The 11,208-nt window shown below is 32.9% G+C and carries 11 protein-coding genes and 1 other RNA gene; 4 read left to right on the forward strand and 8 right to left on the reverse strand.

Features of this window, described 5'->3' with window-relative positions:
* Position 1: 1 nt before the first annotated feature.
* The 7 genes from ITJ86_RS14305 to ITJ86_RS14335 form a co-directional block, all read right to left on the reverse strand.
* Positions 2-1,057, reverse strand: coding sequence for a hypothetical protein (locus tag ITJ86_RS14305; protein ID WP_225035774.1), 1,056 nt, complete (start codon positions 1,055-1,057; stop codon positions 2-4).
* Positions 1,058-1,363: 306 nt separating this feature from the next.
* Positions 1,364-1,912 carry a 1-acyl-sn-glycerol-3-phosphate acyltransferase gene (locus tag ITJ86_RS14310; RefSeq protein WP_195872336.1) on the reverse strand — a complete coding sequence of 183 codons (549 nt, stop codon included), beginning with the start codon at positions 1,910-1,912 and terminating at the stop codon, positions 1,364-1,366.
* Position 1,913: 1 nt separating this feature from the next.
* Positions 1,914-2,996, reverse strand: a complete 1,083-nt coding sequence (locus ITJ86_RS14315) for an iron-containing alcohol dehydrogenase family protein (RefSeq protein ID WP_230080316.1) — start codon at positions 2,994-2,996, stop codon at positions 1,914-1,916.
* Positions 2,997-3,031: 35 nt separating this feature from the next.
* Positions 3,032-3,745 (reverse strand): HAD family hydrolase, encoded by a 714-nt coding sequence (locus ITJ86_RS14320; RefSeq protein ID WP_195872337.1) that lies wholly within the window; start codon positions 3,743-3,745, stop codon positions 3,032-3,034.
* 79 nt (positions 3,746-3,824) lie between these two features.
* A complete protein-coding gene (gene kdsB, locus ITJ86_RS14325) occupies positions 3,825-4,553 on the reverse strand; it encodes a 3-deoxy-manno-octulosonate cytidylyltransferase (protein ID WP_225035771.1) in 729 nt (242 codons plus the stop codon).
* 62 nt (positions 4,554-4,615) lie between these two features.
* On the reverse strand, positions 4,616-5,173 hold the full coding sequence (locus ITJ86_RS14330) for a DUF4126 domain-containing protein (RefSeq protein WP_195872338.1): 558 nt from the start codon (positions 5,171-5,173) through the stop codon (positions 4,616-4,618).
* An 80-nt stretch (positions 5,174-5,253) separates the two neighbouring features.
* Entirely contained in the window at positions 5,254-6,690 is a 1,437-nt protein-coding gene (locus ITJ86_RS14335) for an ATP-dependent DNA helicase (RefSeq protein ID WP_195872339.1), read from the reverse strand.
* 155 nt (positions 6,691-6,845) lie between these two features.
* Here ITJ86_RS14335 and ITJ86_RS14340 point away from each other — a divergent pair, with 155 nt between their 5' ends.
* The 3 genes from ITJ86_RS14340 to rsmD are packed head-to-tail and all read left to right on the forward strand — an operon-like array spanning position 6,846 to position 8,912.
* A complete protein-coding gene (locus tag ITJ86_RS14340; protein WP_195872340.1) occupies positions 6,846-7,571 on the forward strand; it encodes a hypothetical protein in 726 nt (241 codons plus the stop codon).
* Position 7,572: 1 nt separating this feature from the next.
* Entirely contained in the window at positions 7,573-8,379 is an 807-nt protein-coding gene (locus ITJ86_RS14345; RefSeq protein ID WP_195872341.1) for a DUF3822 family protein, read from the forward strand.
* Positions 8,379-8,912: a 16S rRNA (guanine(966)-N(2))-methyltransferase RsmD gene (gene rsmD / locus ITJ86_RS14350; RefSeq protein WP_195872342.1), complete on the forward strand. Its 534-nt coding sequence runs from the start codon at positions 8,379-8,381 to the stop codon at positions 8,910-8,912. Before ITJ86_RS14345 ends, rsmD begins: the two co-directional genes overlap by 1 nt.
* 60 nt (positions 8,913-8,972) lie before the next feature.
* On the opposite strand, the gene rnpB is transcribed toward rsmD, so the two are convergent.
* An RNA gene (rnpB, locus tag ITJ86_RS14355) (RNase P RNA component class A) lies at positions 8,973-9,314 on the reverse strand.
* 101 nt (positions 9,315-9,415) lie between these two features.
* Here rnpB and dnaX point away from each other — a divergent pair.
* On the forward strand, positions 9,416-11,143 hold the full coding sequence (gene dnaX, locus ITJ86_RS14360; RefSeq protein WP_195872343.1) for a DNA polymerase III subunit gamma/tau: 1,728 nt from the start codon (positions 9,416-9,418) through the stop codon (positions 11,141-11,143).
* The last annotated feature ends 65 nt before the right edge of the window (positions 11,144-11,208 follow it).

Consider the following 11,208-nt stretch of genomic DNA (forward strand, 5'->3'; position numbering starts at 1 on the left):
TTTAATCTTCTAAATATACTGATGAGGCTGATGCAAGTGCACTATTAAAAGTAGGCGCAATATCTCCACCTGCTGTAAAATTAGAAAAGCCTAAAATACGACCGCCACCGTTTCCAGCTTCAGCAATATAAATGATCTCGTTATCTGAATCATAAGCAACATCAACAGGATTCCCCATCAAGGTTGAAGCTCCAGAAACTCTTACTTGATTTCCGGCAACAGCCATTGTTTCACCATCTGAAACGGCATTAAATTTATTGGTAAAACCAGCTATAATATGAAAACCACCATCATCTTGTCCATTTGACGCTTCACCGATATCGGTCATAATCAATGTATCGGTAGAATCATCATAAGTAATACCATGTGTCCTTACGATTCCTTCAATTGCAATTCGTTTTGAAGCACTAACTGTAGCATCTGTATTATTTGATAAGAAATCATTAAATACAGCTAATTCATTTGTAGCATCAACAACTGCATAAAGATCGTTATCATTAAATGTAATTCCCCAAAGTTTAAATTCTGTAGTAATTACGTTTCTTAATGTAAAACTAGATCCATCAAATGAATAGATAAATAACCTTCCGTCTGGTGTCATTTCATCGCCATCTACATCGGCATTATCTGCTACAACAAATAAATTTCCATTTACTGCAACTTCTCTAGGACTAGACATATCGCTAGTTCCCGCGAAATTTATATTTAATATACTTTCTGTTACTAAGTCGTCAATATTAGCAAAACCTTCTAAACTATTTCCTGATCTTGATGCCTGAAACACAGATTCCGAATCATCATCATAATATATGCCGTCTGCTGCAGTGGTAGTTGTAATTAATGTTTTTGTTTCAACCATTTGGTCCGATTCAAAATCATATACTGAAATATTTCCATTTGAATTATTGGAAGCATATACGGTTACAGAATCGTAATCGTCGTTCCCTCCATCATTGTCATCATCATCGCTACAAGATGTAAACGATACACCAATAGCTAAAACTAATGCACACATTGAATTGAAGTTCCTTTTAATCATAAATTTTTCTTTAATCATAATTGAGTTTTTTTGTTAGTTGTTTGTTTCTATTAATATATACGTAGTTATTCAATCTTGGTTTTAAAAAAACGCGCTACAAAAACACACCAACTCATTACATTCTGACTTCTAACAAATTACAGGTTTAGTTTTATAAATATTTTAACAATTAAAAAGGTAGGAAATATCTAAAAAAGAAAAAGCCATCTAATTACTTAGACAGCTTTTTACGACAAATAACAATGTTTCTTTTTAGGGACTTACGTTTACTTTATGTTTCATTGTGTTAAGAATACTTCAAATGTTATGCCAAAGTATATGGGTTTAACTATAGGCCTTTACTTTTCCTTCAACACCTTTAAAAAAAGCTTTCATTGTTTTAAAATCGGCTTCAATATTATCTGTTGGATAAAACGGCTCTGATATTTTATTCTGTTTATTCTTAAAGTCTAGTGTAAACATTATGATGGGCACATTAGCTTTTTTGGCGATATAGTAAAATCCTGTTTTCCAGTTTTCTACTTTTTTTCTTGTGCCTTCTGGTGCTAATGTTAATCGGAATTCATCTGTATCATTAAATAATTTGGCTATTGCTTCCACTTTATTTTGTCCAGAAGTTCTATCTAAAGCGCGTCCGCCAATGGCTCTAAAATAGTAACCAAATGGCCAAGTGAACAATTCCTTCTTACCGACAAAGTTGGTTTTAACATTGCTTAATTTACGAAGCAAAACACCAATATAAAAGTCGTGCCAACTGGTATGAGGCACAGCTATAATCACTGATTTTTTAATGGTATCTTTAGAAAAGTTAGTGTTACCAACAACCTTCCAACCTAATACTTTAAAGTAAATGAATTTGGCTAACCAGCGCATGTTACATTTTTTTGTAAAGCTCTAAAAGCTTTTGTCTGGTCATTATGGTTTTCCAGTTTTTACCTATTGCATTTTCCCAAAGTGGTTCTAAACTCAAGGCCACATCAATCATAGTGTCAAACTGATCTTCATCTAAATCCGCACAAATGCCTTGAGGTATTTCAATATTGTGCTTGGCCTTCATTTGTTTGAAAATAGCCACACCTTCAGGATAATAATCTTCTAAATGATCGAAAACAATACAGTTACCAACACCATGTTTAACACCTAAAAGATACCCTAGACCATAACTCATAGCATGTGCGACACCAACTTGCGAATAGGCAATACTCATTCCTCCATGCCAAGACGCCATCATTAATTTGTCTTGCGATTCTTCAGCACTTAAGGTGTCTTCTAAAAATATTTCTTTGCAAAGTTCATAGGCTTTTTCACCATAACTTTCACTAAAGGCATTGAGATACGTTCCTGTAAGCGACTCTACACAGTGTACAAAACAATCCATTCCTGTATAAAACCACTGATTTTTTGGTACATCTTTGGTTAATTCCGGATCTAATATAACTTGATCAAAAGGCGTGTAATCACTATTTATACCTAATTTACGAACTGGACCAGTTAAAATTGTAGTTCTAGAGACTTCTGCTCCTGTACCAGAAATTGTAGGAATACCAACATGGTAAATCGCTGGATATTTAATTAAATCCCACCCTTGGTAATCTTTAGACTCTCCTTTATTGGTTAACATTAACGACACTGCTTTTGCAACATCTAAAACAGTACCACCACCAATACCAATAATACCAGACGGAAGCTCACTATTTTCTAAAATAATTTCTTCTACTAACTGATCTATTTGATCCGTTCTTGGTTCTTCGTTCGTAGGTACATATATAATCTTATCCTTGTAGGACAATGTAATACGTGACGTTAACCAATGATTGCCTTTAAAGACATCATCTACATAAAAAATAAATGGTGCGTTGCGTCCTTTGCGCTTTGGGGCGAGAATTTCATCGAGTTGATTAAAACTTCCGCGTCCATAAACTACTCTGGACACCATTGGATAATTTTTGAATATCATTTACTTTATATCTTTAACAAAAATAACAACTTAGTTTAATTATGAGCACTGAATAAATCTAAAATTTCAGTTAAACTATTAACCGTTTTAAATTCAGAACCATTTGCTTCTTTTTTACTTACCGTTTCATGTTGCCATGTGGTATGAAAAGGTACATGAATTGCTTTTGAACCAATGTTAACTAATGGTAAAATATCAGACTTTAACGAGTTACCAACCATTAAAAATGATTCTGGCTCTATATCTAATCGTTTTAATAACTGTATATAATTGGTATCATGCTTTTCACTTAATACTTCTATATGGTGAAAATATTTTAACAATCCGGATTTTTCTAATTTTCGTTCTTGGTCTAACAAATCACCTTTGGTGGCAACAATTAATCTGTAATCTTTAGACAATTCTTTTAATACATCCTCTACTCCATTTAACAGCTCAATAGGTTTGTTAATCATATCTTTACCGATATCTAATATTTTAGAAATTACAGTATTAGACACTGTTCCATTAGATAATTCTACAGCCAACTCTATCATGGATAAAATAAACCCCTTTACCCCATAACCGTAGGTTGGTAGGTTTACCATTTCCATTTTAAATAGTTCTTGGTCTATTTTATTTGGTGTCTCGTAATGCGATAATAACTGTCCTACTTCTTCTTCTGCGTCTCTAAAATAGGTTTCATTAACCCATAACGTATCGTCAGCATCGAAACCTATTACTTTTATGTTTTTATATTCTTTATTCAATTCACTTTATATTTTTTTGGACAACTCTCGAGTTGTCCCTACAGCACTTGTCCTTACGCGAGTTGTCCCTACGAGATACCTACTTCCACAAACGTTTTGCTTTTTCTAAATCTTCTGGTGTATCAATTTCTACTCCTTGTATTTTGGTTTCAACCATTTTAATACGTTTTCCATATTCTAAATACCTTATGCATTCAATTTTTTCTGAAGCTTCCAAAAATTGCATTGGTAACACCGCAAAATCTAATAAGGCTTCTTTTCTAAATGCATAAATGCCTTTATGTTTAAAATATCGCGCTCCAACAGTTGCATCTCTTGGAAATGGGATAGGACTACGTGAAAAATATAATGCAAAACTATCCTGATCTACAATAACTTTTACCGTATTTGGATTGTTGATTTCCTCTAAATCTGTAATTTCAACCATCAAAGATGCTAAATCGATTTCCTTTTCAGTATCATCTTTAAAAACATCTATGACTTTCGCTAAACTTTCACGCTCTGTAAACGGTTCATCTCCTTGAACATTTATTACAATATCACAATCTACAGTCGCGACAGCTTCTGCAATTCGGTCACTTCCAGATTCGTGTTCTTTTATGCTCATTATGGCTTTCCCACCATTATTTACAATCTCATTATAAATAATATCGCTATCGGTCACCACATAAACTTCACTAAATAAATTAGTGGCAACTGTGGCTTCATAAGTTCTTAGAATAACAGATTTACCGGCCAAATTTTGCATCAATTTACCTGGAAATCTAGAAGCACTGTAGCGTGCAGGAATCATGGATATTATTTTCATCTACGTGATTTGTATTATGAATACATTCAATTTCAAAAATAAGGTTTATAAGATGATTTTGATCAATTTCGACGGAACTTTTTAAAGAGTTTAAAAACCAGATAAAAAATGAACAGTACTAAAATAAAGGCCAGAATCGGTAAAAATATAGAGACAATAGACATTACAACAGAGGATCCTGTTTCAATAGTTGACACTACAGGGTTTCCAAAACCTGCAGTAGAAACCGTTGAACCTACTCGTGTAGCACTTGCCGAACTCTTTACTGCTGCTGCAGTTCCTCCACCTGCTATAATTGCTAATGCCCAAGTAATTACAGGACTTAAATCGGCAACTGTAGACACCATAACTGCTGTTCCTGCAATAGTCGCTAACGGCATTGCAATAGTGTCTAATGCATTATCCACTAAAGGAATATAATACGCAACTATTTCAACTAAAGTGGCGATACCTAATGTAATTACAGCAGCTGTACTGCCAATCCATTGCCAAGATTCATTAAGTTCCCACACATTACAATAGGCTGCTAAACTTAAGGCAAACAATGGTAAGAAGACTCTAAAACCAACAGAAGCTGAAAGTCCGATACCTAAACATATACTTAGAATTGTTTCTGCCATTTATATTATGTTTTAACGTGCGTAAATTTGTGATACCAACCTCACTAATTTACTTGAATCGTTTTAATACGAAAAATAGGTTAGTCTTTTTCAACAAACATCTCATCTTTAAATCCTATTAAATAGAGTTTCTCCTTAGCTCTTGTAATTGCTGTGTATAACCATCTTATATAATCTCTATCCATACCATTAGGTAAATAGGGTTGCTCTACAAAAATGGTGTTCCATTGTCCACCTTGCGACTTGTGGCAGGTAATTGCATAAGAAAACTTGACTTGCAGTGCATTAAAGAACTTATTATTCTTCACACCTAAAAAACGTTTATATTTAGAAGGTTCGTCTTCATAATCTTTTAGTACTTCTTGGTATAATCTGTTGGACTCTTCATAACTTAATGAGGCACTTTCAACATCAATAGTATCTAATAGCAAAACGGTTTCAATTGGTCTCATATTAGGATAATCTACCATTCTTATTTTTACTTCTGCAAATCTAAAACCGTACAATTCCTTAATGCTAAAAATCTCTAAAACTTCAATAATATCACCATTGGCAATAAAGCCTGCTTCGCTCGTCGGTTTTATCCAAAAATAATTATTCTTAACTACCATTAAATAATCACCAGAAGACAATTCCGTTTCATTAAACAAAATTCGCTGTCTAATTTGTTGGTTGTAGGCATTAGCGCGCTTATTACTTCTAACAATAATGGCCGTTTCTTCGTAACCATTTTCGCTATAGGCATCGTTAATGGCGTCCATAATTTCGTAGCCATCAATTAAACGCACACTATCGGTAAACCCATTTACATCGAATTTAAAACTCTCATAAAAATTAGATTCTAAAACAGCTCTAAGTTCTGTTGCATTACTTAAGATTCCTGAATCTTGTTCTTGTCTTACAACCTCGTATAGTTCAATTCCAACAACATCTTTATTATAGTTTAAACTGAGTTTGTTTTCATCTAACGCAGGACTTAAATCCGATTTCACAGGTGGTAACTGTGCTTTATCGCCAATTAAAAGTAATTTACATTGATGACCAGAATATACATATTGCATTAAGTCGTCTAATAATGAACTGCTGTCAAATGATTTTGAATCTGAAGACGTATCAGGAATCATAGATGCTTCATCTACAATAAAAATAGTATTGCGATGCTTATTAGGTTGTCTTACAAAATTAACACCACCACCTTTATTTTTTTTCGGGAAATAAATTTTTTTATGGATGGTAAACGCCTCTTTTTTCGAATAATTTGAAATTACTTTAGCTGCTCGACCTGTCGGAGCTAACAAAACAGCATTTTTTTTGGCTTGCCATAAGTTAGAAACAATGGTACCTATTATACTCGTTTTTCCGGTTCCTGCGTATCCCTTTAATACGTAAATTGAATTTTTATTTGAATCAAAAATAAATTGAGACAACTGCATTAACACCATATCTTGCTTAGAAGTTGGTGCAAACGGGAATTTGGATTTTATTAGTGAATAGAATGCGGAAGCATTAGAAATCATAAAGAAAAAAATTATAGAGCAAGATACTATTATTCTGTATTTTTAAAGCCTATATCTTATTTAGTTCGTTATTTTTAATGTTTTTTATTTTAGATAGTTTTAACGAACAAAAAAAAATTGTAGATTTGCGATAGACCTAATAAATAAAAACTAATATGAAAGTAATTATAGCAATTGTAGTTATTATACTATTAACCATTGGAATCGTATGGTTAATTGACAAATTTGTACCGAAAAAAATAAAACCAGTAATAAATATATTGCTGTGGGTCTTAATTATTTTCTTGGGGTACATGACTTATATGTCAGTTTATAAAGAGATTCAATTTAACCAATTGAAAAAAGAACGTTTTGCTGTAGTTATTGATCGCTTAATAGACATTAGAGATTCACAACTAGCTTATAAAGATGTTAACGGAACTTATACAGATAGTTTTGACAAATTAATCAACTTTGTAGAAAATGGTCAGGTGCCAATAACACAAAGACGCGATACTTTAGTATTAGATGAAGAAAGAACAAAGTTATTTGGTGGTGTTGAAACCATGAAAACAATAACATTAATTGATACGTTAAGTTATTACTCTGTTAAAGATTCAATTTTTAAAGGTAGCGACCGATACAAAACCATGATGAATGTCGGTGTTGGTAAAGAAGGTGCCAAATTTAAACTTGAAGCTGGCAAACTAGACGAGTTTTCTGTATTTGAAGCAAGTGTAGAAAAGTCTGTTGTCTTAGATGGTGAAGAGCCTTACCTAATTGAAAAAGAAAAACAAGTAGTGTCTGTAGATGGTGTTAATGGACCTACGTTAAAAGTTGGATCTATGACTGAAGTTTTCACCAAAGGAAACTGGCCAAAAAGCTACACAAATAAAGAATAGTTTGAAAATAAATGATATTAAAGAACTGTCCATTCAAATTAATTTGAATGGGCTTTCTTTTTGTATTCTAAATAAAACCGAAAACACCATTGAGTTTCTCAAAACTGTTCCGTTTGATCAAAAGTCAACACCTACAGAAATTCTCAATCACCTAAAAGCAGAACTGAGTAGTAATACTGTTTTTTCAGAAGACTTTAATGCCGTTTTAGTAATTCATCAAAATGAATTGGCCACTCTAGTGCCTGAAGAACTTTATAATGCTGAGCATAAAGCCGACTATTTAAAGTTTAATTCTAAAATACTTCGAAACGATTTTATTACAGAAGATACTATTTCTGCCAATAATAGCGTCAATGTTTATGTCCCTTATGTAAACATTAATAATTATATTTTTGAAACTTTTGGTGAATTTGTTTACAAACATGCCTCTAGTGTTCTTATAAATTCACATTTACAACATTTAGAAACCGTTGATGAACCTATCGTTTTTATCAATATTAATAAAAATACGGTTGAAGTTGTAGTGACTAAAGAAAACAAGCTTCAACTATTCAATAATTTTGAATACCACAGTAAAGAAGATTTTATCTATTATATTTTATTCGTTTTTGAACAGTTAAAGTTAGATACAGAAACGACGCTTGTTAAACTGAGCGGACACATCAATTTAGGTGATGAGCTTTATGTTATTCTTTATACATACATAAGACATGTTAACTTTATTGAAAAGCAGTACGAGTTTTCAATTGCTACAGGTATAGATAATCGCTATTTGCATCATCATTTTTTAATTTTAAATTCCTTTTAATGCGTATAATTTCCGGACTGTTTAAAGGCAGACGAATCACAGCACCTAAAAAATTACCTGTTAGACCAACAACAGATATGGCAAAGGAAGCGTTGTTTAACATCTTAAATAACCAGTATTATTTTGATGATATCTCGGTGTTAGATTTGTTTTCGGGAACAGGAAATATAAGCTATGAATTTGCTTCGCGAGGCACAGAACAAATTACAGCTGTAGATGATAATTACGGTTGTATAAAGTTTATAAACGAAACATCTGAAGCTTTTGAAATGCCTATTAGTACCATTAAAAGTGATGTTTTTAAATTTTTAGAAAAATCGAAACAGAAGCACACCATTATTTTTGCCGATCCACCTTACGATTTTGAATTGGAAGCGTTTTCAAAAATCCCTGAATTGGTGTTTCAAAATGACTTACTTGAAGATGAAGGTTTGCTCATTGTAGAACATTCTAAACACACAGATTTGAGCCAGCTAGAACATTATTCGCATTCTAAAAGTTATGGTGGTAATATGTTTAGTTTTTTTGATTAAATCGTTACAACTAACCTCATAATAAAAAACAAAGCTTCATGTATAACCATGAAGCTTGTTTGTTTAAGCAAATCTATAAGCCGAATTCTGTTCATTCTGTACCCGTTTCAGAATCTCTTCTGCACAAGAACAAAACTACCTTATCATTTATCTACGTTTACTGTTACCAGCAAACTTTAGCTGCCTACCCTCTAACAATCGCGCGTGTACGCTCAAGCGTTAGTATACATGACATTGCACCACATAGAGTTTACCTGGTTTCACTACAGCATAACCTGTACATACTTTCTGTTGCACTTTTCCTCACCTTACGATGGATGGCTGTTAACCACTATGATTGCACTATGGTGTTCGGACTTTCCTACCCTAAATAAATTTAGAATCGATAAGGCGATTTACTCGGTGCAAAAGTACATAAATTGTTAATAACTCATCTTAAATTTTAGTACTAACAATCGTGTATTTATAGGTTATTCTTAAATTTGTAATTCAGTAATTTTTCAATGGAACATTTTGTAGTATCGGCTCGTAAATACAGACCACAGACCTTTAAGGATGTTGTGGGGCAGCAAGCTATTACAAACACTTTACTTAATGCTATTGAAAACAATCACTTAGCGCAAGCTTTATTATTTACAGGACCACGTGGTGTTGGTAAAACAACATGTGCACGTATTTTGGCTAAAATGATTAATAGTGATGAAAACACCAGTGAAGACGAAGATTTTGCGTTTAATATTTTTGAATTAGATGCCGCTTCTAATAATGGTGTCGATCAAATAAGAGAGCTAACAGACCAAGTACGTATTCCACCACAAGTTGGTAAATACAAAGTGTATATTATTGATGAGGTTCACATGTTATCTCAGGCAGCTTTTAATGCATTTTTGAAAACTTTAGAAGAGCCGCCAAAACACTGCATTTTTATTTTAGCAACCACTGAGAAACATAAAATCATTCCAACGATATTATCGCGTTGCCAGATTTTTGATTTTAAACGAATTACTGTTTCAGACGCTAAAGCTTATTTAAAATATATAGCAGAAGAGCAAGGAATAACTGCTGAGGATGATGCGCTTCATATCATTGCTCAAAAAGCAGACGGAGCGATGCGAGATGCACTTTCAATTTTTGATCGTGTGGTTAGTTTTTCGGGTAAAAACCTAACAAGACAAGCCGTTACTGAGAATCTTAATGTTCTCGATTACGAAACGTATTTTACAAGTACCGATTTAATTTTAGAAAATAAAATTCCGGATTTACTCATACAATTCAATACTATTATTTCTAAAGGTTTTGATGCACATCATTATATTGCAGGTTTAGCTTCTCACTTTAGAGATTTAATGGTGTGTAAGAATCCAGCAACCATTCCATTATTAGAAGTTGGTGAAGACACCAGTCTTAAATATATGGAACAATCAAAGAAAACAACTCATAGTTTTCTCATGGAAGGCATTCGGTTAGCCAATGACTGCGATCTCAAATATAAGACTAGTAAAAATCAACGACTATTAGTTGAATTAACACTTATGCAACTTGCCTCTATCACTTTTGATGGAGAAAAAAAAAATCTTAAGCACTTCATAATTCCGCCATCGTATTTTAAAGCGCGAGGCATTACACCAATTCCTGTAAACAAACCGAAGTCTGAAGGCGTAAAATCATCAGAAAAACCTGTCGTTGCTAAAAAAGTGGCCACACCAAAAGAAACGGTTAGCACTGTAGAGGAACCTGTATCTATTCCGAAAATATCTATAAACAAGCCCAAAAAGTCAACTTCTGGTTTATCTCTAAAAAGTATTAGAGAAAAGAAAGAGCACCAATTACGGCAAATGGACGTCGTTATTGATGAGGAAAATTTACCTAAAGAACCCGTTAGCCAAGAAGCTTTAACGGAAGCTTGGAAAGCCTACACAAAAAAAATGGATCAGAAAGGTGAAAAAATTATGGCTTCTATTTTACAAATGGATATGCCAAAATTAGAAGGCACCACCATTTATTTAACCTATTCTAATAATACGAATAAAATAGAATTAGAACGTGCTGAATTTCCATTAATGACGTTTTTAAAGAAGAAATTACTTAATTACGATCTTAAATTAGATATTACAGTTAATGAGGAAGTCGCAAAAAAATATGCTTTCACACCTTTAGAGAAATACGAAAAGTTAAGAGAAAAAAACCCAAATATTGAGGTTTTAAGAAAGACTTTTGGATTGGACGTATAAATACTATTTTGAAATAGAACTGTTATATCATTTTTTTTGGAAAACGTAAAATCCATAAAAAAAAA

This window comes from Winogradskyella marina (assembly GCF_015645385.1).
In the GTDB taxonomy this organism is placed as follows: domain Bacteria; phylum Bacteroidota; class Bacteroidia; order Flavobacteriales; family Flavobacteriaceae; genus Winogradskyella; species Winogradskyella marina.